Below are 22,143 nucleotides of genomic sequence, written 5' to 3'. Positions count from 1 at the left end.
CCCCGGCCCCCCCCCCCCCCCTATCCCCCCCCCCAACCCCCCCCCCTGGGGCGTTTTTTTCTTGGGGGGCCTCCCACTTTTTTGTTTTTGGGGGGGGGGGCCCCCCCCCCCCCCCCACCAGTCTACGTGCCCTTGCCGGTCGGTTCCTTCGTGCGCTTCTCGACCGGGCCGCGGCGCACCGAACCCGGCGCGTTCCAGTCCTGGCGCTTCCTCGCCCGCTTCCGCGCGGCCTCGGAGGACTGCAGCTGGTACGGGACGGAGGTCACCATCACGCCGGGCGTGAAGAGCAGCCGGCCCTTGAGGCGCAGGGCGCTCTGGTTGTGCAGCAGGTGCTCGTACCAGTGGCCCACGACGTACTCCGGGATGTAGACGGAGACGGCGTCGCGCGGGCTCTCGCGGCGGATGTTCTTGACGTACTCGATCACCGGCCGGGTGATCTCGCGGTACGGCGAGTCGAGGATCTTCAGCGGTACGTTGATCCCGCGCCGCTCCCACTCCTCCTTGAGCGCCCTGGTCTCGGCCGGGTCGACGTTGACGCTCAGCGCCTCCAGCTCGTTCGCGTGCAGCAGCTTGGCGTAGGCGAGCGCGCGCAGCGTCGGCTTGTGCAGCTTGGAGACGAGGACGACGGAGCGGACGCGCGAGGGGCGTACGTACTCGTCGGGGCGCTCCTCGGCGGCGGCGATCTCGTCCGCGACGGAGTCGTAGTGCCGTCGGATCGCGGTCATCGTCCCGTAGAAGATCACCATGCCGAGCAGGGCGACCCAGGCGCCGTGCGTGAACTTGGTGGCGAGGACGACGACCAGGACCAGGCCGGTGAAGAACGCGCCGAAGGTGTTGATCGCGCGGGAGCGGATCATGTGGCGGCGCTTGGCCGGGTCCTTCTCCGTCCGCAGGTGGCGGTTCCAGTGCCGGACCATGCCGGTCTGGCTGAGGGTGAAGGAGACGAAGACGCCGACGATGTACAGCTGGATCAGCTTCGTCGAGTCGGCCCCGTAGACCCAGACCAGGAGGGCGGCGGCGCCGGCGAGCAGCACGATGCCGTTGGAGAACGTGAGCCGGTCGCCACGGGTGTGCAGCTGGCGCGGCAGGTACCGGTCCTGGGCGAGGATCGAGCCGAGGAGCGGGAAGCCGTTGTACGCCGTGTTGGCGGCCAGGAAGAGGACGAGCGCGGTGGCCGCGGCGAGGAGTACGAAGAAGAACGTTCCGTCGCCGAACACGGCGGCCGCGACCTGGGAGATCACGGGGTCCTGGACGTAGCTCTCGCCGACGGGTACACCGTTGCGGAGCAGGTCGACCGCGGGGTTCTCGGCCATCCGTACGTCGGTGGCGAGCGCCAGGAAGATGATGCCGCAGAACATGGTGACGGCCAGCGCGCCCATGAGCGCGAGCGTGGTGGCGGCGTTCTTCGACTTGGGCTTGCGGAAGGCGGGGACGCCGTTGGAGATCGCCTCGACGCCGGTGAGGGCGGCACAGCCGGAGGAGAAGGCGCGCAGCAGCAGGAAGAACAGCGCGAAGCCGGCCAGGCCCTGGTGCTCGGGCTTGATCTCGAAGTCGGCGGTGGGGGCCTTCATGGTGTCGTCGAGGACGATCCCCTTGTAGGCGCCCCAGGCGATCATGATGAAGACGCCGGCGACGAAGACGTACGTCGGGATGGCGAAGAGGCTGCCCGACTCCTTCACCCCGCGCAGGTTCATCAGCGTCAGCAGCACGATGACGCCGACCGCGCAGAGGACCTTGTGCTCGACGACGAACGGGACGGCCGAGCCGAGGTTCTCGATCCCGGAGGAGATCGAGACGGCGACGGTCAGGACGTAGTCGACGAGCAGGGCGCTGGCGACGGTCAGTCCGGCCTTCGGGCCGAGGTTGGTGTTGGCGACCTCGTAGTCGCCGCCGCCGCTCGGATAGGCGTGGACGTTCTGCCGGTAGGACGCGACGACCGTGAACATCAGGACGACGACGGCCAGCGCGATCCACGGGCTGAAGTGGTAGGCCGACAGACCCGCGATCGACAGGACGAGCAGCACCTCGCCGGGTGCGTACGCCACCGAGGACAGCGGGTCGGAGGCGAAGACGGGGAGGGCGATGCGCTTCGGGAGCAGGGTCTCCCCGAGCTTGTCGCTGCGCAGAGCCCGTCCGATCAAGATCCGTTTGGGCAGGTCGGTCAGTTTGGACACGGAGAGGATCGTAAGCGTTCGAAAACAGCCATGCTCACCGCGACCCCCAATCCGCACGGAATCTCCCTGGCGGGGACCGCGGATGCGGTCCCCCAAGGGGTTGCCGCATAAGCTCGGATCGGGCAGCACGGCAGAGCGTTGCCCGCCACGGCCCGGGCCAGTCGGGTGAGGAAAGTTGTGAGCAGGGTGTATTCGCAGGTCAGTAAGACGATCAGGAGTGCGGGGTAAGGGGACGTGCACATCGTCATCATGGGCTGCGGGCGAGTGGGAGCCGCTCTCGCGCAGACCCTGGAGCAGCAGGGGCACACCGTGGCCGTCGTGGACCAGGACCCGACGGCTTTCCGCCGTCTCGGCTCCGGCTTCGGCGGACGGCGTGTCACCGGCGTCGGCTTCGATCAGGACACGCTGCGTGAGGCGGGGATCGAAGAGGCCGGCGCCTTCGCCGCGGTGAGCAGCGGCGACAACTCGAACATCATCGCCGCCCGGGTCGCCCGCGAGATGTTCGGCATCGAGAACGTGGCCGCCCGGATCTACGACCCCCGGCGCGCCGAGGTCTATCAGCGTCTCGGCATCCCGACCGTCGCGACGGTCCGCTGGACCGCCGACCAGATGCTGCGGCGCCTCCTGCCGTCGGGCGCCGAGCCGCTGTGGACCGACCCGAGCGGCGGGGTGCAGCTCGCCGAGGTGCACACCTCTCCGGCGTGGATCGGCCACAAGATCAGCAAGCTGCAGGACGAGACCGGCGTACGCGTGGCGTTCCTCACCCGGCTGGGCGAGTCGATCATCCCCTCCTCGCAGACCGTGCTGCAGGAGGGCGACCTCGTGCACGTGATGATGCGTACGGACGAGATCGCGAAGGTCGAGGAGGCCTTCGCCGAGGGTCCCGAGGAGGGCGGTCACTGATGCGTGTCGCTATTGCCGGCGCGGGTGCGGTGGGCCGTTCCATCGCGGGCGAGCTGCTGGAGAACGGCCACGAGGTCCTGCTGATCGACAAGGCGCCCACCGCCATCTCGGTGGAGCGGGTGCCGCAGGCGGAGTGGCTGCTTGCCGACGCCTGTGAGATCACGTCCCTGGACGAGGCGGCGCTGCAGCGCTGCAACGTGGTGATCGCGGCCACCGGTGACGACAAGGTGAACCTGGTCGTCTCGCTGCTCGCGAAGACCGAGTACGGCGTGCCGCGCGTCGTCGCCCGGGTGAACAACCCCAAGAACGAGTGGCTCTTCAACGAGTCCTGGGGCGTGGACGTCGCCGTGTCGACGCCGCGTCTGATGTCGGCCCTGGTGGAGGAGGCGGTGAGCGTCGGCGACCTGGTCCGGCTGCTGCGCTTCAGCCACGGTGACGCGAACCTGGTGGAGCTGACGCTTCCGCCGGAGTCGGCGATCGCGGGGACGGCCGTGGGCGATGTCGCCTGGCCGCAGGACACCTCCCTGGTGACGATCATCCGCGGCTCGCGGGTGCTGACCCCGAGCCCCGAGGAGACCCTGGAGGCGGGCGACGAGCTCCTCTTCGTGGCCGCCCAGGCGCGCGAGGAGCAGCTTGAGGACCTGCTGTCGGTCCGTCGCGAAGAGGGCGCGCCGAGGGACTGACGCCCGCGCCGCGAGGTGCGCGGCACGTACGGGGAAGGGCCCGGGACCTCGAGAGGTCCCGGGCCCTTCCCTGTGATGGTGGCGAGGCCCCATCCCCGTGACGGTGGTGAGGCCCCATCCCCGTGACGGTGGCGGGGCCCCATCCCCATGACGGCGGTGAGGCTCGTGGCTCGCGCAGGTCCTCGCGCCGGTCCGCGGACGGCTCTCGGCGCGCTCCCCGTGCCCTCACGGCGCGTCTCGTACGGCTCCGGGGGTTACGACTCCCGATCCCGCGCCGCGGCCGCCTTGCGGGCCTTCTCGGCCTCCTCCTCCGCCTCCATCTCGGCGAAGACGTCGATCGGCGGCGGGGCCTTCGCCAGGAAGACCCACGTCAGGTAGACCGCGAGCAGGAAGGGCGGGATCTTCAGCGCGACGAGGACCCAGCCGAACTTGGTCGTGTCGGCCCACCAGTACATCGGGAAGAGGATCGCGCACTTGGCGAGCAGGATGAAGCCCCAGGCGTAGCTGGCCTTCGCGTAGGCCTTCTTGCGGCCGGGGTTACGCGTCCGCCAGGAGAGGTTCTCCTTGAAGACCGGGCCGAGGATCAGGCCGATCAGCGGGACACCGGCGAGCGTGGTGACGATGTACGCGAGGGCGAGGCCCAGCGTGTACAGCATGCCCGGCAGGTAGAAGTCCTTGGCGTTGCCGGTCATCATCGCGAAGACCACACCGAACGCCACGCCGAACACCCCGCTGAAGGCGTGCTTGACGGTGTCCCGGCGGATCAGCCGGACGGCGACCAGGACCAGGGAGACCGCGAGCGCCGCGATCGCCGAGATGTGCAGGTCCTTGTTGATCGTGAAGATCGTGACGAAGAGCAGGCCGGGGACGACCGTCTCGATCATGCCCCGCAGGCCGCCGAAGGCCTCGAACAGCGCGGCCTCGGTGACCTCCTTCGCGGCCTGTCCCTGCGGAGCGCCCTGGCTGTCCGGGGCGTCCTGATCCGTCGTCGGCTTGTCGAGCGACGTCACCGGCTACTCCTGTCCGAGCGGTCGGAGCTCGTATTTGGGGTTGAAGAGGACCCGCCGGCCGTGGCTCATGGAGATCCGGCCGGAGGCGATCAGCTTGCGGCCCGGCTCGATGCCCACGATGGACCGCCGGCCCAGCCACACCACGTCCAGCGGGGCCGTGCCGTCGAACAGCTCGGCCTCGAGGGCGGGCACACCCGCCCGGGGACGCAGCGTGACCGTGCGCAAGGTACCAGTCACCTTGACTATCTGGCGGTCGGAGCAGTCACAGATGCGCGTGCAGCCCGTCGCCTCGGCGTCCTCCTGGAGCTCGACGGACTCCAGCTCCTCCTGCGAGGTGGACAGCCGGTCGAGCATCCGGCGGAAGCGTCCGGCCGGCTTCTCTGTACGCGGTGCAGCACTCATACAGAAAGCGTACCGGCCCCCACCGACTGCGGAACCGGCCCTCCGGACGGGCCCTCACGGGTCTCTCCGCAGGCCTCCCCACGGGCCTCTCCGCGGGTCTCTCCGCAGGCCTCCCCGCGGCCCTCTCCGCAGGCCTCCCCACGGCCCTCCCCGCGGCCCTCCCCGCGGGCCTCTCCGCGGGGTCGGTTCAGCGCTCGAAGCGGTAGCCCATGCCCGGCTCGGTGACGAAGTGCCGCGGGTGCGACGGGTCGACCTCCAGCTTCCGTCTCAGCTGCGCCATGTAGACCCGCAGGTAGTTGGTCTCCGTGCCGTACGACGGGCCCCAGACCTCCTGGAGGAGCTGCTTCTGGCTCACCAGGCGTCCGCTGTTGCGGACGAGCACCTCGAGCAGGTGCCACTCGGTCGGCGTGAGCCGGACGTCACGGCCGTCGCGGTGGACCTTCTTCGCGGCAAGGTCGACCGTGAAGCCCTCCGTCTCGACCGTGACGACGCTGTCGTCGCCGCCGACCGGCTCGGCCCTGCGGACCGCGGCACGCAGCCGGGCCAGGAGCTCGTCCATGCCGAAGGGCTTGGTGACGTAGTCGTCGGCTCCGGCGTCGAGGGCCTCGACCTTCTCGTCGGAGGTCTGGCGGGCCGAGAGCACCAGGATCGGCACGCGGGTCCAGCCGCGCAGGCCCTTGATGACCTCGACACCGTCGATGTCCGGCAGGCCGAGGTCGAGGACGACCACGTCGGGATGGCGTTCGGCGGCGAGCCGAAGGGCGGTGGCGCCATCGGGCGCCGCGTCCACCTCGTACTTGCGCGCCTTGAGGTTGATCACCAGCGCGCGGACGATCTGCGGCTCGTCGTCGACGACGAGAACCCGGGTCATCGAGGGCTTCCTTCTCTCGCTTGCGTACGTCGGGGGTACGGGGATTCCCGTGGGGTCATGAGGTCACTCGGGGTCGCTCGGTGCCGGCGGGTCAGGTGGTGACCCTGGCCGGCACGTCGGCGGTGGAGGGCGGCGGCCGCCGCCCCGTCACGGCCTTGAGGGTGATCGTCATGGTCAGACCGCCGCCGGGGGTGTCCTCCGCGGTGATGGTGCCTCCCATGGCCTCCACGAAGCCGCGGGCGACCGCGAGGCCGAGGCCGACGCCGGAGCCGCGCGGGGCGTCGCCGAAGCGCTGGAACGGCTCGAAGATGCCCTCCTTGCTCTCGTCCGGCACTCCGGGTCCCCGGTCGACCACACGCAGCTCGACCCGGTCGCCGAGCGCGCTGGCGGAGACGACCACCGGCACCCGCTCAGGACTGTATTTCACGGCGTTCTCGACGATGTTGGCGACGACGCGCTCCAGGAGCCCCTTGTCGACCTCGACCATCGGCAGCGTCTCGGGGATGTCCAGCTCGGCGCTGCCGTCGGGCACCCCGCCGAGCGCCATGGGGACGACCTCGTCGAGGTCGATGGAGCGGATCAGCGGGGTGACGGTGCCGGTCTGGAGCCGGGACATGTCGAGGAGGTTGCCCACCAGATGGTCGAGCCGGTCGGCGCCTTCCTCGATGCCCTCCAGGAGTTCCGCCCGGTCCTGCTCGGACCACTCGACGTCGTCGGAGCGCAGGGAGGAGACCGCCGCCTTGATACCGGCGAGCGGGGTACGGAGGTCATGGCTGACGGCCGCGAGCAGGGACGTGCGGATCTTGTTGCCCTCGGCCTGCTTCCGGGCCTCCTCGGCCTCTCCGACGAGCCGCTGCCGGTCCAGTACCACCGCCGCCTGCGCGGCGAACGCGCCCAGCACGCGCCGGTCCTCGGCGGGCAGGACCCGTCCGGTCAGGGCGAGGGCCAGGTGTTCTCCGACGGGCATGTCCACGTCGGCGTCCTCGGGCCGGACGACGGGGCGCGCTCCCACGCTCGCGGCGCAGGTCCACGGCTCCACGTCGCTCTCCCGTTCCAGGAGTGCCACGGATTCCATGGCGAAGGTCTCGCGGACCCGTTCGAGCAGGGACTCCAGGCTGGACTCACCGCGCAGCACGCTGCCCGCGAGGAAGGAGAGGGTCTCGGCCTCGGCGCGCAGCCGGGCGGCCTGATGGGTGCGCCGGGCCGCGAGGTCGACCACGGAGGCCACGGCCACGGCGACGCCGAAGAAGACGGCGATCGCGACGATGTTCTTGGGGTCGGCGATGGTCACCTTGTGCAGCGGCGGCGTGAAGAACCAGTTCAGCAGGAACGATCCGAAGGCGGCGGACGCGAGCGCCGGCAGGAGGCCGCCGAGCAGCGCCGAGGCGACGGTGAGCGCCAGGAACAGCAGCATGTCGTTGGCGAGGCCGAGGTCGGCGTCGACATGGGTGAGGAGCACGGTGAGGAGGGCGGGCCCTCCGACGCCGACCAGCCAGCCCCAGATGATCCGGGAGCGGCCGAGACGCGCGCCGCGGGCGACGGGCAGTCCGCGTCCCTTGGCCACCTCCTCGTGGGTGACGATGTGGACGTCGAGGTCGGGGCCGGACTCGCGGGCGACGGTCTGGCCGACGCCGGGGCCGAACACGTACTGCCAGGTCTTCCGGCGGCTGGAGCCGAGGACGATCTGGGTGGCGTTGACGCCTCTCGCGAACTCCAGGAGGCCCGAGGGGATGTTGTCGCCTATGACGTGGTGGAACGTTCCTCCGAGGTCCTCGACCAGGGTCCGCTGGACCGCGAGCTCCTTGGGCGAGGCGGCCGTGAGGCCGTCGCTGCGGGCGATGTAGACGGCGAGGACCTCGCCGCCCGCGCCCTTCTCGGCCAGCCGCGCGGCACGCCGGATGAGCGTGCGGCCCTCGGGTCCGCCGGTGAGCCCGACGACGATCCGTTCACGGGCCTGCCAGGTGGAGCGGATGCCGTGCTCGCCCCGGTACTGCTGGAGGTACTCGTCGACCCGGTCCGCGGTCCAGAGCAGCGCCAGCTCGCGCAGGGCCGTGAGGTTCCCCGGGCGGAAGTAGTTCGCGAGGGAGGCGTCGATCCGGTCGGGCTTGTAGATGTTGCCGTGGGCCATGCGGCGGCGCAGGGCCTGGGGCGACATGTCGACCAGTTCGATCTGGTCGGCCCGCCGCACCACCTCGTCGGGGACGGTCTCCTGCTGGCGTACGCCGGTGATCGACTCGACGACGTCGCCCAGCGATTCGAGGTGCTGGATGTTGACCGTCGATATGACGTCGATCCCCGCGGCGAGCAGCTCCTCGACGTCCTGCCAGCGCTTGGGGTGACGGGAGCCGGGCACATTGGTGTGGGCCAGCTCGTCCACGAGGGCGACGGCGGGCTTCCTCGCGAGGACCGCGTCGACGTCCATCTCGGTGAAGGAGGTGTCGCGGTAGGCGAGGGTGCGGCGCGGGACCTGTTCCAGGCCGTGCAGCATGACCTCCGTACGCGGCCGGTCGTGGTGCTCGACGAAGGCGACGACGCAGTCCGTGCCGCGCTCGACCCGGCGGTGCCCCTCGGAGAGCATCGCGTAGGTCTTGCCGACACCCGGTGCCGCACCGAGGTAGATCCGTAGCTTGCCCCGTCCCATGCCATGACCTTACGTCCAGCGAATCGGACATTCCGCACAAGGGGCAAGGGCGACGAGCCGTATTGACGGGATTCTGATGGGGCGGCCCCCGGGCGGTCCGGAGGGGTACGCAGCGCCCGGCGCCGGCGTCCGTGTCAGCGCCGGCGTCGGCGTCGGCGTCGGCGTCGGCGTCGGCGTCGGCGTCAGCGTCGGCGTCGGCGTCAGCGTCAGCGGGAGCGGGAGTGTTCGACGATCTCGCCGTCGCTCAGTTCGAGCACGCGGTCCGCCAGTCCCAGGAGCTGCGCGTCGTGGGTGGCGACGAGCGCCGTGACGCCCTCGCTGCGGACGACCGCGCGCAGGAGCTCCATCACCGCGAGGCCGGTCTCCGCGTCGAGCTGCCCCGTCGGCTCGTCGGCGATCAGCAGGGCCGGCTTGTTGGCGAGGGCCCGTGCGATGGCCACGCGCTGCTGCTGACCGCCGGAGAGCTCGCCGGGCCGTTGCGCCGCGTGGTCGGCGAGGCCCACCAGCGCGAGGAGGAGGGCGACCCGCTCCTCCCGCTCCTTCGGGTCCGCCCTGCGCAGCCTCAGCGGCACGCCCACGTTCTCCGCGGCGGTCAGGATCGGGATGAGGCCGAAGGACTGGAAGATGAAGCCGATGCGGTCCCGGCGCAGCTCCAGGAGCCCGTTCTCGCCGAGCTCCGCGAGATCCGTCCCGTCGATGGTGATCCGGCCGCCGTCCGGGCTGTCCAGGCCGCCGACCAGGTTGAGCAGGGTGGTCTTGCCGGAGCCCGAGCGGCCCTTGAGTGCGACGAGCTCGCCGTGACGGACGTCGAAGGAGACCCCGCGCAGGGCGTGGACGGCCGCCGCGTCCGTACCGTACGAGCGCCGCAGGTTCTCGACGCGGACCATGGGTCCGCCGGCCGGGTCCTCGGCGACCGCCGTACCGGTCCGCGCGCTGCTCTCGCTCATCCCTGTGCTCCCCCTCGTCGAACGGGTGCGCCCCTCGGCGCGCCCGTCAGTATCGGACGCCGAGGGGCCGTCCGGCCAGGGGCCGGAACGCACCGGTGGGCCGCATTCCGGACAGGATGTTCGGAATGCGGCCCACCGGCCTTGATCTGTATGCGGTACGGAACGGGGTCAGCGGACCTCGGTGATCTCCGGTCCGCGCTGGAGCTGGCCCATGCCTCCGGAGAAGCGCGAGCCCTCCTGCTCCTCCTGCTGCACGCCGTCCGGCACCATCTGGGCGTCGTTGGGCAGCTTGAGGACGATCGGGTCACGGGGGGCCATCGGGCCGTCGCCGCGGACCACCACGGTGTCCCGGACGATCTGCTCCAGGAGGCCGGCGGCCTCCGGCTGCACCGCGCCCTGGCCGGAGATGACTCCGCGCAGGAACCAGCGCGGGCCGTCGACGCCCACGAAGCGCACGAGCTGCACGCCTCCGGTGCCGTCCGGCAGCTGCACCGGGACCTGGGCCCGCAGCTCCCAGCCGAGCGGACCCTCGACCTCGTCGATGACACCGCCCTGCTGGGTGATGCCCGAGGCGATCTCCTCGCGGACCTCGCCCCAGATGCCTTCCTTCTTCGGTGCCGCGAAGGCCTGCAGCTGCACGGCGCTGTCGCGCAGCACGACGGTGGCCGCGACGATCGCGTCGCCCGCCACCTCGACCCGGAGCTCCATGCCCTCGACTCCGGGCACGAAGATGCCACCGAGATCCACCCGCCCGTCCTCGGGCTTGGAGACCTCGGAGATGTCCCACGGTCCGTCGGGCCGGGGCGCCGGCGGAAGGTTCACCCGACGCGGCGCACCGGCCGTGTCGTCAGTGTCGACCTCGTCGACGACCTGCTCGGCCTCGCCCGCTGCGTCCTCAGCGGCACCGCTCTTCTTGCGACGTCCGAACACGTCACTGTCCTTCCCGGTCGGATACGACCGAAGCGTATCGATTCCCACCCGTTGTGCCGTCCACGGCGGCATGACCGCCGGTGGACCCGAAGCCCCCCTCGGCCCGCGCCGAGCCGGGAAGCTCCGCCACCTCGTGGAAGCGCACCTTCTCGACCTGCTGGACGACCAGTTGGGCAATCCGGTCGAACCTCTCGAACCGCACGCTCTCACGCGGGTCGAGATTGACCACGATCACCTTGATCTCTCCACGGTACCCGGCATCCACCGTCCCTGGGGCATTCACGAGGGCGACTCCGCACCTGGCGGCCAGCCCGGAACGCGGGTGTACGAAGGCGGCGTAGCCGTCGGGCAGGGCGATGGAGACCCCGGTGGGCAGCACGGCCCGCTCGCCGGGGGCCAGGACGGCCGCCTCGGTGGTCACGAGATCGGCGCCGGCGTCGCCGGGGTGGCCGTAGGCGGGGAGCGGTACGTCCGGGTCCACACGCCGGATCAGTACGTCGACAGGGTTGCGCATCAGGGGTTCACCTCGAAGGCGCGGGCGCGCCGGACCTGGTCGGGGTCGGACATGGCGGCCTGGATCTCCTCCGGGCGGCCGTTGTCGATGAAGTGGTCGACCTTGACCTCGATGAAGAGGGCGTCGGCACGGACAGCGACGGGGCCCTCCGGCCCGCCGATCCGGCCGACGGCGGTCGAGTAGATCTTGCGGCCGTGCACTGCGGTGACCTCGGCCGCCAGGTGCAGGACGGTGCCCACCGGGACGGGACGGGCGAAGTCCGTCTCCAGACGTCCGGTGACGGCGATGACGCGCAGCAGCCAGTTCAGGGAGCCGAGGGTCTCGTCGAGCGCGGTGGCGAGGACGCCGCCGTGCGCGAGGCCGGGGGCGCCCTGGTGGTCGGGGGTCACGGTGAACTCGGCCGTGACGGTCACGCCCTCGCCGGCCCGGGCCTCCAGGTGGAGCCCGTGGGGCTGCCCGCCGCCGCACCCGAAGCAGTGCTCGTAGTGCGCGCCGAGCAGCTCGCCGGGGGCGGGCGCGTCGGGGTGGCGTACCGGCGGTATGGCGTCGGCCGGCGGGGTGAGGGCGGGAGATGTTGCGGTCACAGGCGCAGACCTTACCCGCGAGGTCGGCCGCGGGTCGCGCCGTGCCAAGCTTGGGCGCATGCAGCCTTCCCCCGCCTCCCCCGCTCCGACCGCCGCGCCGCGCTTCGACGAGCGGCTGACCGCTCCCGGCTCGTGGTGGGTCATCACGGTTCTGCTGGCCCTCAGCGGCGGTCTGGTGATGTTCCCGCTGGGCACGGTGGCGACGCTGGGCGGGCTGATCGCCGCGGGCGCGCTGGCGGCCGTGGGCGTCTCCTCGTACGGCTCGGCCCGGATCCGGGTGGTGGCCGGCTCGCTGGTCGCCGGTGACGCCCGGATCCCGGTCTCGGCGCTCGGGGCGCCGGAGGTGCTGGACGCGGAGGAGGCGCGGGCCTGGCGCACGTTCAAGGCCGACCCGCGCGCCTTCATGCTGCTGCGCAGCTATGTGCCGGGTGCCGTACGGATCGCGGTCACGGACCCCGAGGACCCGACGCCGTACGTGTATCTCTCCAGCCGTGACCCGGAGGGTCTCGCCGCGGCCGTCGAGGCGGCCCGGACCGAGGGCTAGCGGCCGCGCCGAGGGCTAGAAGCCGATCTCCTTGGGGTTCTCGGGCTGCTCCAGCGGGGGCAGCCCCTCCAGGGCGTCCCAGGGCACCTGACGCGCGCGCAGGTCCTTGCGGACGTGCTCGGCGAGCTTCCTGGTGTCGCGGCGGTTCATGACGGCTCCGACGGCTGCGCCGACCATGAACGGCATCAGGCTGGGCAGGTTGCGCACCATGCGCTTCATGATCTGCTGGCGCAGCTCGCGCTTGAGCTGCCCGCCGAGGGCCGCGTTGACGGTCGTCGGCTTGGCGGGGTCGATGCCTCGCTCCTCCGTCCACGAGGTCAGATAGGCCGTGGACCGCTGGGTGAGCGTGCCGGGCGGCCTCAGCCCGTACACCTCGTGCAGCTCGGCGATGAGCTTGATCTCGATCGCGGCGACTCCGGTGATCTCCGCGGCCAGTTCCGCGGGCAGCGCGGGGGGCACGGGGAGCATGGCGGCCGCTCCGACGCCGGCGCCGACCGTCGAGCTAGCGTTGCAGGCGCCCCCGACGAGCCTGTCGGCGATCTGCTCGGGGCCGAGCCCCGGAAAGTGCTTGCGCAGGGTCGCCAGGTCCCGCACGGGTACGCGGGGGGCGATCTCGATGATCCGGTCGGCGAGATAGCCGATGCCGGCCTTGGCGCTCTCGCCGCCACGCTTCACGCCGCGTTTGACGGCGTCGATCCGCGCGCGGTCGAGCTTCATACGGTCCAGCTGGGCGCGCGCCGGGTCGGTGACGCGCTGGACGGCGCCGTGACGGCGCCTGCCGTGCTCGGCCGGTACCGGTGACGCGGATGCTTCGGTCCCGGGCTCACCGGACACGTCGGTGCCGGACACGTCGGTGCCGGACACGGGTGTGCCGGACGTCGGTGTACCGGACGTGGCCGCTTCGAGCGAGGCCGAGCGGCCTCGCTCGTCGTCACGTGCGCCGAGAGAGGGCAGGAGGGCGGTCTCCTCGGCTTCCGGTGCCTCCTGGGCACCCTCCACCGCTGCGTCACCGCCCTGATTCGCCTCCGGCCTCCTGGGAAGCCGGAAGCGACGCTTCCGGGAAGGTGTGTCGCCTGCCACGGCCGACCGATCTCAGTCGCAGTCGCGGCAGATCGGCTGGCCGTTCTTCTCCCGAGCCAGCTGGCTGCGGTGGTGCACGAGGAAGCAGCTCATGCAGGTGAACTCGTCGGCCTGCTTCGGCAGGACCCGGACGGCGAGCTCCTCGTTCGAGAGGTCCGCGCCGGGCAGCTCCAGGCCTTCGGCGGCCTCGAACTCGTCGACGTCGACCGTCGAGGTGGACTTGTCGTTCCGGCGGGCCTTCAGTTCCTCAAGGCTGTCCGAATCGACGTCGTCGTCGGTCTTGCGTGGGGTGTCGTAATCCGTTGCCATGTCGCTCTCCCCCTCTGGGTGGTTGCGGTGTCTCCAGCGCACGTAACGCGTGAGAGGCCGGACTTGTGCCCGACCTGAGGCGGAGATTTTGCCTCACATCAAGGTCTGTTACTCAATCGACACCCAACCGGCCCTCTCACGAGTGATCGGCTTTGGGTGGCGAACGGGACCGTACACGGTCCTCCTGCCGTCCTTCACGGGCGCCACCCCGTGTACTTCCCGTCATCCAGAGGCCGGGAAACCCGGACTTTTCCGGGTTTTCCACTGGAATTCTCGATCACGGAGAGTGGAGGGTCGGATGCACACCCCTGTGATCGATCACACATGAGCGTCTCAGGAATGGGATCCGAAAATTCCGCGCAAAGCGAACGGAACCGGCTGGTACCCGAAGTGTGTCAGATCGGGAGAGTGACACGCATCACGAGCCCGCCGCCTTCGCGGGGCTCCGCGATGATACGGCCGCCGTGGGCGCGCGCGACGGAACGCGCGATCGACAGGCCGAGTCCGACGCCCTTGTCGCTCCCGGTGCGCTCCTGCCTCAGCCGTCTGAACGGCTCGAAGAGGTTGTCGATCTCGTACGCGGGCACGACGGGACCCGTGTTCGAGACGACCAGGAGCGCCTGGCCGTGCTCGGTCCCCGTGGTGACCTCCACCCAGCCTCCCTCGGCCACGTTGTACCGCACGGCGTTCTGCACCAGGTTCAGGGCGATCCGCTCCAGCAGGACACCGTTGCCCTGGACGACGGCCGGCTCGCACTCGGCACGGATCTCCACGCCCTTGGACTCCGCCTCCGCGTGCACCTGGTCGACGGCGCGCGAGGCGACCTCCGCCAGGTCCACCGGCTTGCGCTCGACGATCTGGTTGTCGCTGCGGGCGAGCAGCAGCAGGCCCTCGACCAGCTGCTCGCTGCGCTCGTTGGTGGCGAGCAGGGTCTTGCCGAGCTGCTGGAGCTCGACGGGCGCCCCGGGATCGGAGAGGTGGACCTCCAGGAGCGTGCGGTTGATCGCCAGCGGCGTGCGCAGCTCGTGCGAGGCGTTGGCGACGAACCGCTGCTGGGCGGTGAAGGCCCGCTCCAGCCGCTCCAGCATCTCGTCGAAGGTGTCGGCCAGCTCCTTCAGCTCGTCGTCCGGGCCGTCCAGCTCGATCCGGCGCGCGAGGTCGGATCCGGCCACCTGCCGGGCGGTCCGGGTGATCCGACCCAGTGGGGAGAGCACCCGGCCGGCCATGGCGTAGCCGAAGGCGAAGGCGATGATGCTCAGACCCAGGAGGGCGAACAGGGAGCGCCTCAGGAGGTCGTCGAGCGCCAGGTCGCGCTGGTGCTGGAGACAGGCGGAGACGGCCTCGTTGAGCTGCTCGCCGGTTCCCGTGGCGGGCAGCTGGCACCAGGACGTGGTCGGCTGGACCTCGCCCTTGACGACCTTGAAGGGCAGCTCCGAGGCGCTGTCGCCCAGGGCCTGCGCGGTGAAGAGGTAGATGATCGACAGCAGCAGGATGCCGGCGATCAGGAACATCCCGCCGTAGAGCAGCGTGAGCCGTATCCGGATCGTCGGCCGGAGCAGCGGTCTGACCGGGTCCCGGGGGTCCCAGGTCGGCTTCGGGGGCGCCTGTGGGGGCGCAGGGGTCGCGGCCACGGGGTCAGATCCGGTAGCCGGAGCCGGGGACGGTCACGATGACCGGGGGCTCGCCCAGCTTTCGGCGCAGAGTCATGACCGTGACCCGTACGACGTTGGTGAACGGGTCCGTGTTCTCGTCCCAGGCCTTCTCCAGGAGCTGCTCGGCCGAGACCACCGCCCCCTCGCTGCGCATGAGGACCTCCAGGACCGCGAACTCCTTGGGGGCGAGCTGGACCTCCTTGCCCTCGCGGAAGACCTCGCGGCGGTTCGGGTCGAGCTTGATGCCGGCGCGCTCCAGGACGGGCGGCAGCGGCACCGTGGTGCGCCGGCCCAGCGCGCGCACGCGGGCGGTGAGCTCGGTGAAGGCGAAGGGCTTCGGCAGGTAGTCGTCCGCGCCCAGCTCCAGGCCCTCCACGCGGTCGCTGACGTCGCCGGAGGCCGTGAGCATCAGGACGCGCGTGGGCATCCCCAGCTCGACGATCTTCCGGCAGACGTCGTCGCCGTGGACCAGCGGGAGGTCGCGGTCGAGGACGACCACGTCGTAGTCGTTCACCCCGATCCGCTCCAGCGCGGCGGCGCCGTCGTACACGACGTCGACGGCCATGGCCTCCCGGCGCAGTCCGGTGGCCACCGCATCGGCGAGCAGCTGCTCGTCCTCGACGACGAGTACGCGCACGTCGGTCATTCCTTCCTACGGGCCCCTGCCACTGATGCGGACCGGGCGATGGTGAGCACTGACTGTGCGTGTCCATCCTGCCCCGTACGCGCGTAAACCGGCTGTAAGGCGGCGTGCGGGCGGGGAGGGAGGGGCTCCGGGGAGGGTCGGGGCGCGTGGAAGCGCGGGCGGGGTTGAAGGGGGCGTACGAAGAATTCACCTGACTTCACGGGCCAGTTGAGGTTTCTGTGAGGAAACTCCGGGGGAGGACGTCTGCACACCCCGTGATCACGCCCTGTATGTGGCACGTACGTGGCACGCCACATGCCGCTCTGTCCCCCAGAGGTAACAGCGTGTGATCCACCCACCCTCGGCACACCCCCGTGCCACCGACCCATGACGAGGGGGCGCACGATGGACGCTTTCACCGCAGGACTGCTGCAGCGCATAAGCGCTGCGCAGACCGACCTCACACGGGCACGCGAGACGGGCGACGACTTCCTCGCGGAGGTCGAGCAGGCCGAGCTCGACGACCTGCACCGACTCGCCGCCGAGCACGGCGTGGAGGTCGGCGCCGCCAGCGCCTGACCCCTGACGCGAGAGGCCCCGGTGTCCATCGGCACCGGGGCCTCTTCGCGTCCTCGCAACCGTCCGCCGCGCGACCGTCCGCCGCGCGACGGTTCCGCCGGGCTCAGTCGTGCCAGGCTCCGAGGTTCTCCAGAAGCTCCTGGAGGGGCTCGAAGACGCCGGGTGGGGCGGCGACGGCCAGATCGCCCGACGGGCGCTCACCGGGCCGTCCACCGGTCAGGGCGCCCGCCTCCCGGGCGATGAGGTCCCCGGCGGCGAGGTCCCAGGGGTTGAGGCCGCGCTCGTAGTAGCCGTCGAGCCGGCCCGCGGCGACGTCGCAGAGGTCGATCGCGGCCGAGCCGCCGCGCCGGATGTCGCGCAGCAGCGGGATCATCCGCTGGGCGACGTCCGCCTGGTGGGCGCGGCGGGTCTGGACGTACGCGAAGCCGGTGGAGATCAGCGCCTGGTCCAGCGGCGGCGCGGGGCGGACCGCGAGGCGGCGGTCCCCGATGTGGGCTCCACCGCCGAGCACCGCACGGTACGTCTCGTTCCGCATGGGCGCCTCGACCACGCCGACGACGGTCTCGCCGTGCAGCTCTGCGGCGATGGAGACCGCCCAGGTCGGCAGGCCGTAGAGGTAGTTCACCGTCCCGTCGAGCGGGTCGATCACCCAGCGGACGCCGCTGGTGCCGGGGCTTGCGGCGCCCTCCTCGCCGAGGAAGCCGTCGTCGGGCCGGTGCTCGGCGAGGAAGCCGGTGATCAGCTTCTCCGCGGCGATGTCCATCTCCGTGACGACGTCGATGGGGCTGGACTTGGTCTTCGCCACCGTCAGGTCGTCCGGCCGGCCGTCGCGCAGCAGCGCGCCGGCCCGGCGCCCGGCCTCCAGGGCGAGGTCGAGCAGTTCGGTCAGCAGGGCCGGGCTCGGGGCGCCGGCCGGCTCGGGGTTCACGGGCTGGGTCACGGGGGCTCCTCAGGCGTACGGGCTGTCGGCGCCGGCCGCCGCGGGCCGCTCCGCACGGGCGGGGCAGCAGCCGATCGGGCAGACGTCGTGGGAGGGTCCGAGCGCTCCGAGGGCGCAGCGCTCGGCACGGACGCCGCGCTCGCCCGCCGCGCGCTCCAGGACGAGGTCCCGGACGGCGGCGGCGAACCGGGGGTCGGCCCCGACCGTCGCCGAGCGCCGCACCGGAAGGCCGAGCTCGGTGGCCTTGGCGGTGGCCTCGGTGTCGAGGTCGTAGAGGACCTCCATGTGGTCCGAGACGAAGCCGATCGGCACCATCACGACGGCCGGGACGCCGGCGCCGTGCAGCTCCTCCAGGTGGTCGCAGATGTCCGGTTCCAGCCAGGGGATGTGGGGGGCGCCGCTGCGGGACTGGTAGACGAGCTGCCAGGGGTGCTCGACGCCGGTCCTGCGGCGGACCTCCTCGACGATCACGCGGGCCACGTCCAGGTGCTGCTTCACGTAGGCCCCGCCCTCGCCGTGCTCGCCGACGGGACCCGAGGAGTCGGCGGCCGACTCCGGGATGGAGTGGGTGGTGAAGGTGAGGTGGGCGCCGGCCCGGACCGACTCGTCGAGTTCGGCGAGCGAGGTGAGCACGCCCTCGACCATGGGCTCGACGAATCCGGGGTGGTTGAAGTAGTGCCGCAGCTTGTCGACCCGGGGCAGCGGGAGGCGCTCCGCCTCCAGCTCCGAGAGCGCGTCGGCGAGGTTCTCGCGGTACTGGCGGCAGCCGGAGTACGAGGCGTAGGCGCTGGTGGCGAGGACGGCGATGTGACGCCTGCCGTCGGTGACCATCTCCCGCAGGGTGTCGGTGAGGTACGGCGCCCAGTTCCGGTTTCCCCAGTAGACCGGCAGGTCGAGCCCCGCCTCCGCGAAGTCCTCGCGCAGCGCGTCGAGCAGCGCGCGGTTCTGGTCGTTGATCGGGCTGACGCCGCCGAAGAGGAAGTAGTGCTGCCCCACTTCCTTCAGCCGCTCCTTGGGGATGCCCCGGCCGCGGGTGACGTTCTCGAGGAACGGGACGACGTCGTCCGGGCCCTCGGGGCCGCCGAAGGAGAGCAGCAGGAGGGCGTCGTACGGTGCGGGATCGTGCTGATCGGACATGGCACCGATCTTCCCACCCCCCTCTGACGGCCGACGGCCCGCCCCGGCCGAAAAAGTTGGTGCGACATCGACTTCAACACCGTAGGCTTTAGCCATTAATTACACGTGTTGAGTGAACGCCCGGAGATCCCCTTGCCCAGTCCCTATCGCGCGATCTTCGCGGCGCCCGGCACCCGATCGTTCTCGGTCGCCGGTTTCATCGGCCGGATGCCGCTCTCCATGATGGGCATCGGCGTCGTCACGATGATCTCCCAGGTCACCGGGCGGTACGGACTCGCGGGCGCGCTCTCGGCGACCATGGCCATGTCCGCCGCCGCACTGGGCCCGCTGGTCTCCCGGCTGGTGGACCGGTACGGCCAGCGGCGCGTGCTGCGCCCGGTCACCCTCGTCTCGCTGGCCGCGGCCGCGGGACTGCTGCTCTGCGTCCAGCAGGGCGCCCCGGACTGGACCCTGTTCGTCTTCACCGCCGTGATCGGCTGTGTGCCGAGCCTCGGCGCGATGACCCGGGCCCGCTGGGCGGAGATCTACCGCGGCGAGGCCCGCCGGCTGCACACCGCGTACTCGTGGGAGTCGATCGTCGACGAGGTGTGCTTCATCTTCGGCCCGATCATCTCGATCGGTCTGTCGACGATCTGGTTCCCCGAGGCGGGACCGCTCTTCGCTGCCGTCTTCCTCGCCGTCGGCGTCTTCTGGCTGACCTCGCTGACCTCCACCGAGCCCACGCCGCACCCGCACGACGGAAGCTCCGGAGGCTCGGCGCTCCGCTCCCCCGGCCTGCAGGTCCTGGCCCTCGTCTTCGTCGCCACCGGCGCCATCTTCGGCTCCATCGACGTGGTGACGGTGGCCTTCGCGGAGGAGCAGGGCAGCAAGGCCGCCGCCAGCCTGGTGCTCGCGGTCTACGCGCTGGGGTCCTGCCTGGCCGGCGCCGTCTTCGGTCTGCTGCACCTGAAGGGCGAGCCGTCCCGCACATGGCTCCTGGGTAACTGCACGATGGCCGTGAGTATGATCCCCCTCCTACTGGCCGGGAACTTGCCGTTGCTGGCCGTGGCGCTCTTTGTCGCGGGCCTCTCCATCGCACCGACGATGGTGATCACGATGTCCCTCGTCGAAGCGCACGTACCTCGCACCAAGCTGACCGAAGGCATGACCTGGACAGGGACGGGGATGGCCATCGGAGTGGCGCTCGGCTCCTCGGCCGCCGGCTGGGTCGTCGACGCGTCGGGCGCGGAGGCGGCGTACGTGGTGCCCGTCGTCTCGGGCGCGCTCGCGGTCGCGGTGGGTCTCCTGGGGTATCGCCGGCTGGGCAGGCCGGTGCCGACACGGGAGGGGCAGCGTGAGCAGTACGCCGACGAAGCGGTGGACGAGCACGAGGGCGACGAACAGCCCGTGGCGTAACTGGGCGGGGAACGTCTCCTCCCGCCCCGCACGGGAGGTGACGCCCGCGTCGGCCGACGAGCTGGCCGACGCGGTCAGGCAGGCGGCCGCGGACGGGCTGCGGGTGAAGACGGTCGGTACCGGACACTCCTTCACCTCGATCGCCGCCACGGACGGGGTGCTGATCCGCCCGGACCTGCTGACCGGTATCCGGCGGATCGACCGCGAGGCGATGACCGTGACCGTGGAGTCCGGCACTCCGCTCAAGCGGCTCAACGTGGCGCTTGCCCGTGAGGGCCTGTCGCTCACGAACATGGGCGACATCATGGAGCAGACGGTCGCCGGGGCCACCTCCACCGGAACGCACGGCACCGGCCGCGACTCGGCCTCGATAGCCGCGCAGATCCGGGAGCTGGAGCTGGTCACCGCCGACGGACGGACGCTGGTCTGCTCCGAGAAGGGGACCGACGAAGAACGCGAGGTCTTCGCCGCGGCCCGGATCGGACTCGGCGCGCTCGGCGTGGTCACGGCGATCACCTTCGCCGTGGAGCCGGTCTTCCTGCTCACCGCGCGCGAGGAGCCGATGACCTTCGACCGGGTCACCTCGGAGTTCGACGCGCTCCACGCGGAGAACGAGCACTTCGAGTTCTACTGGTTCCCCCACACGGACAACTGCAACACCAAGCGCAACAACCGCAGCGCGGGTCCCGCCGCCCCGCCCGGGAAGGTCGGCTCCTGGGTCGAGGACGAGCTGCTCTCCAACGGGGTCTTCCAGCTGGCCTGTTCGCTGGGCCGTGCGGTCCCCCCGGTCATCCCCTCGCTGGCCAAGGTCTCCAGCCGCGCGCTGTCGGCCCGTACGTACACCGACATCCCGTACAAGGTCTTCACCTCCCCGCGCCGGGTGCGCTTCATGGAGATGGAGTACGCCCTGCCGCGTGAGGCGGCGGTGTCGGCGCTGCGCGAGGTGAAGGCGATGGTCGAGCGCTCGCCGCTGAAGGTGAGCTTCCCGGTGGAGGTGCGGACGGCGCCCGCCGACGACATCGCGCTCTCCACGGCCTCGGGCCGGGAGACGGCGTACATCGCCGTGCACCTCTACAAGGGCACGCCCCACCGCGCCTACTTCACCGCGGTGGAGCGGATCATGACCGCGCACGGCGGCCGGCCGCACTGGGGCAAGGTGCACACCCGGGACGCCGCCTACTTCGCCGAGGTGTACCCGCGCTTCGACGAGTTCACGGCGCTCCGTGACCGGCTCGACCCCGGGAGGCTCTTCGCCAACGACTATCTGCGCCGGGTACTGGGCGACTGACGGTCATTCGGCGGGCGCCCCGGCTTCCGGAGCGCCCGCGCCGGTGGACGGGGTGCCCGTCGGAGTCGGGGTCGGGGTCGGTGTCGGTGCAGGTGTCGGGTCCGACGGCGTCGGCCGGGTCGGAGTCGGCGCGGGCGCCGGATCGTCGCCGGTGCCGGTGGAGCCGGAGGGGGTCGGCGTGGGGTCGGGGGTGCTCTCGCCGGTACCCGTCCCGCCGTCGGCGGGGGTGCCGCCGCCGTCCTGCTGCGCCGGTCGCCCCTGCTGCCGGGCCGGCTCGTCGCCGGACGGCGTCGTCCCCTTCCGCGCCTCGCCGTCGCCGCGGACGACGGACCCGAAGGTCGTCCGCCCCTTCGTGCCGCTGAAGTCCTGATCGGAGATCAGTTCGTAGGCGGTGATGCCGCCCATGGCCACCAGGAAGACGAGCGCGGCACCGACGGCGGAGCGCTTCCAGCCGCGAACGCGCGTGCCGTGCGTGGTCGCCTCGCCGAACTCCTCGTCGTACGGGGGCGCGGCGGGCCCGCCGACAGCCGTGAGGACCTGGGTGCGGTCGGGAGCCGTCCGGCGCGCAGGGGCCTTCGCCGGCGCGGCGGGGACGGTGACCTCCCGTATCTGCTCTCCCGTGCGCCTGAAGAGGTGGTGGAAGAGCGAGCCCCCGCAGGTCGCGATGACACTGATCACACCCGCGCCCAGGATCGTGCCGTACACGCCGAGCGTGGAGGCGAGTTTGGCCGCCACGACGGCGGCGACCGCGGAGCCCGAGACCTGAGCGATGCTCAGGTCGAGCTTCTTCTTCTCACCGTTCTTCTCGTGATCCATACCCACAAGGGACAAATGGGCGAAGTGAAAAGTTCCGTTTCTGCGCTTTCTGTGAAGAGCGCCACGCGGCGACGGAGAACGCGGAGACTCAACTCCCGTACCCCCGGAGAAGTTGGGCG

At 71.2% G+C, this 22,143-nt stretch carries 22 protein-coding genes; 6 read left to right on the top strand and 16 right to left on the bottom strand.

The features are described from left to right. Positions 1 to 122: 122 nt before the first annotated feature. The gene (locus tag ACFVGW_RS30970) at positions 123 to 2,174 is read right to left on the bottom strand and encodes an APC family permease (RefSeq protein WP_352188035.1); all 2,052 of its coding nucleotides are present in this window, start codon (positions 2,172 to 2,174) and stop codon (positions 123 to 125) included. A 234-nt stretch (positions 2,175 to 2,408) separates the two neighbouring features. Between ACFVGW_RS30970 and ACFVGW_RS30965 the strand changes: the two genes are divergently transcribed. Further along, positions 2,409 to 3,077: a TrkA family potassium uptake protein gene (locus ACFVGW_RS30965; RefSeq protein WP_352188034.1), complete on the top strand. Its 669-nt coding sequence runs from the start codon at positions 2,409 to 2,411 to the stop codon at positions 3,075 to 3,077. Further along, positions 3,077 to 3,760 (top strand): TrkA family potassium uptake protein, encoded by a 684-nt coding sequence (locus ACFVGW_RS30960; protein WP_352188033.1) that lies wholly within the window; start codon positions 3,077 to 3,079, stop codon positions 3,758 to 3,760. The genes ACFVGW_RS30965 and ACFVGW_RS30960 overlap by 1 nt, the downstream gene beginning before the upstream one ends. Before the next feature lie 254 nt (positions 3,761 to 4,014). Here the strand turns inward: ACFVGW_RS30960 and ACFVGW_RS30955 are convergent, their stop codons facing one another. The 8 genes from ACFVGW_RS30955 to ACFVGW_RS30920 all read right to left on the bottom strand — a co-directional run bounded on the left by ACFVGW_RS30955 (position 4,015) and on the right by ACFVGW_RS30920 (position 11,659). Beyond that, a complete protein-coding gene (locus tag ACFVGW_RS30955; protein WP_383227797.1) occupies positions 4,015 to 4,770 on the bottom strand; it encodes a DUF3159 domain-containing protein in 756 nt (251 codons plus the stop codon). Positions 4,771 to 4,773: 3 nt separating this feature from the next. Next, complete coding sequence (locus ACFVGW_RS30950; protein WP_385854261.1) at positions 4,774 to 5,172, bottom strand: OB-fold nucleic acid binding domain-containing protein; 399 nt, start codon at positions 5,170 to 5,172, stop codon at positions 4,774 to 4,776. A gap of 187 nt (positions 5,173 to 5,359) precedes the next feature. Beyond that, entirely contained in the window at positions 5,360 to 6,043 is a 684-nt protein-coding gene (locus ACFVGW_RS30945; protein WP_361441844.1) for a response regulator, read from the bottom strand. Positions 6,044 to 6,134: 91 nt separating this feature from the next. Beyond that, positions 6,135 to 8,684 carry an ATP-binding protein gene (locus ACFVGW_RS30940; protein ID WP_383569275.1) on the bottom strand — a complete coding sequence of 850 codons (2,550 nt, stop codon included), beginning with the start codon at positions 8,682 to 8,684 and terminating at the stop codon, positions 6,135 to 6,137. 206 nt (positions 8,685 to 8,890) lie between these two features. Continuing rightward, a complete protein-coding gene (locus ACFVGW_RS30935; RefSeq protein WP_385854260.1) occupies positions 8,891 to 9,631 on the bottom strand; it encodes an ABC transporter ATP-binding protein in 741 nt (246 codons plus the stop codon). Positions 9,632 to 9,799: 168 nt separating this feature from the next. Continuing rightward, the gene (locus ACFVGW_RS30930; RefSeq protein ID WP_352188027.1) at positions 9,800 to 10,561 is read right to left on the bottom strand and encodes a DUF3710 domain-containing protein; all 762 of its coding nucleotides are present in this window, start codon (positions 10,559 to 10,561) and stop codon (positions 9,800 to 9,802) included. Position 10,562: 1 nt separating this feature from the next. Beyond that, a complete protein-coding gene (dut, locus tag ACFVGW_RS30925; RefSeq protein WP_383227804.1) occupies positions 10,563 to 11,075 on the bottom strand; it encodes a dUTP diphosphatase in 513 nt (170 codons plus the stop codon). Further along, positions 11,075 to 11,659, bottom strand: a complete 585-nt coding sequence (locus ACFVGW_RS30920; protein ID WP_383227807.1) for a PaaI family thioesterase — start codon at positions 11,657 to 11,659, stop codon at positions 11,075 to 11,077. The genes dut and ACFVGW_RS30920 overlap by 1 nt, the downstream gene beginning before the upstream one ends. Before the next feature lie 58 nt (positions 11,660 to 11,717). Here ACFVGW_RS30920 and ACFVGW_RS30915 point away from each other — a divergent pair, with 58 nt between their 5' ends. Beyond that, positions 11,718 to 12,203, top strand: coding sequence for a DUF3093 domain-containing protein (locus ACFVGW_RS30915; RefSeq protein WP_385854259.1), 486 nt, complete (start codon positions 11,718 to 11,720; stop codon positions 12,201 to 12,203). 15 nt (positions 12,204 to 12,218) lie between these two features. Here ACFVGW_RS30915 and ACFVGW_RS30910 read toward each other — a convergent pair whose 3' ends face one another. From ACFVGW_RS30910 to ACFVGW_RS30895, 4 genes are all read right to left on the bottom strand, one after another. Further along, positions 12,219 to 13,283 (bottom strand): hypothetical protein, encoded by a 1,065-nt coding sequence (locus ACFVGW_RS30910; protein WP_385854258.1) that lies wholly within the window; start codon positions 13,281 to 13,283, stop codon positions 12,219 to 12,221. 12 nt (positions 13,284 to 13,295) lie between these two features. Then, entirely contained in the window at positions 13,296 to 13,592 is a 297-nt protein-coding gene (locus tag ACFVGW_RS30905; protein WP_003955561.1) for a DUF4193 domain-containing protein, read from the bottom strand. A 395-nt stretch (positions 13,593 to 13,987) separates the two neighbouring features. After that, positions 13,988 to 15,223: a HAMP domain-containing sensor histidine kinase gene (locus tag ACFVGW_RS30900; protein WP_352188023.1), complete on the bottom strand. Its 1,236-nt coding sequence runs from the start codon at positions 15,221 to 15,223 to the stop codon at positions 13,988 to 13,990. Positions 15,224 to 15,227: 4 nt separating this feature from the next. Continuing rightward, on the bottom strand, positions 15,228 to 15,881 hold the full coding sequence (locus tag ACFVGW_RS30895; protein ID WP_024758527.1) for a response regulator transcription factor: 654 nt from the start codon (positions 15,879 to 15,881) through the stop codon (positions 15,228 to 15,230). 393 nt (positions 15,882 to 16,274) lie between these two features. On the opposite strand from ACFVGW_RS30895, the gene ACFVGW_RS30890 reads away from it, so the two are divergent. Next, complete coding sequence (locus ACFVGW_RS30890) at positions 16,275 to 16,448, top strand: hypothetical protein (RefSeq protein ID WP_352188021.1); 174 nt, start codon at positions 16,275 to 16,277, stop codon at positions 16,446 to 16,448. Between the two features lie 103 nt (positions 16,449 to 16,551). Here ACFVGW_RS30890 and ACFVGW_RS30885 read toward each other — a convergent pair whose 3' ends face one another. Beyond that, positions 16,552 to 17,388 carry an inositol monophosphatase family protein gene (locus tag ACFVGW_RS30885; RefSeq protein ID WP_383227815.1) on the bottom strand — a complete coding sequence of 279 codons (837 nt, stop codon included), beginning with the start codon at positions 17,386 to 17,388 and terminating at the stop codon, positions 16,552 to 16,554. 9 nt (positions 17,389 to 17,397) lie between these two features. Continuing rightward, entirely contained in the window at positions 17,398 to 18,525 is a 1,128-nt protein-coding gene (locus ACFVGW_RS30880; RefSeq protein WP_385854257.1) for a ferrochelatase, read from the bottom strand. Between the two features lie 132 nt (positions 18,526 to 18,657). Here ACFVGW_RS30880 and ACFVGW_RS30875 point away from each other — a divergent pair, with 132 nt between their 5' ends. Next, on the top strand, positions 18,658 to 19,920 hold the full coding sequence (locus tag ACFVGW_RS30875; RefSeq protein ID WP_385854256.1) for an MFS transporter: 1,263 nt from the start codon (positions 18,658 to 18,660) through the stop codon (positions 19,918 to 19,920). Further along, complete coding sequence (locus ACFVGW_RS30870; RefSeq protein WP_385854255.1) at positions 19,859 to 21,208, top strand: D-arabinono-1,4-lactone oxidase; 1,350 nt, start codon at positions 19,859 to 19,861, stop codon at positions 21,206 to 21,208. The genes ACFVGW_RS30875 and ACFVGW_RS30870 overlap by 62 nt, the downstream gene beginning before the upstream one ends. A gap of 3 nt (positions 21,209 to 21,211) precedes the next feature. On the opposite strand, the gene ACFVGW_RS30865 is transcribed toward ACFVGW_RS30870, so the two are convergent. Further along, positions 21,212 to 22,024, bottom strand: a complete 813-nt coding sequence (locus ACFVGW_RS30865) for a hypothetical protein (RefSeq protein WP_385854254.1) — start codon at positions 22,022 to 22,024, stop codon at positions 21,212 to 21,214. Positions 22,025 to 22,143: the final 119 nt, after the last annotated feature.

Source organism: Streptomyces sp. NPDC127129 (genome assembly GCF_042671585.1).
Classification (GTDB): Bacteria; Actinomycetota; Actinomycetes; order Streptomycetales; family Streptomycetaceae; genus Streptomyces.
Note: the sequence above shows the minus strand (reverse complement) of the source record. Positions and strands in the feature narration are given on the sequence as shown.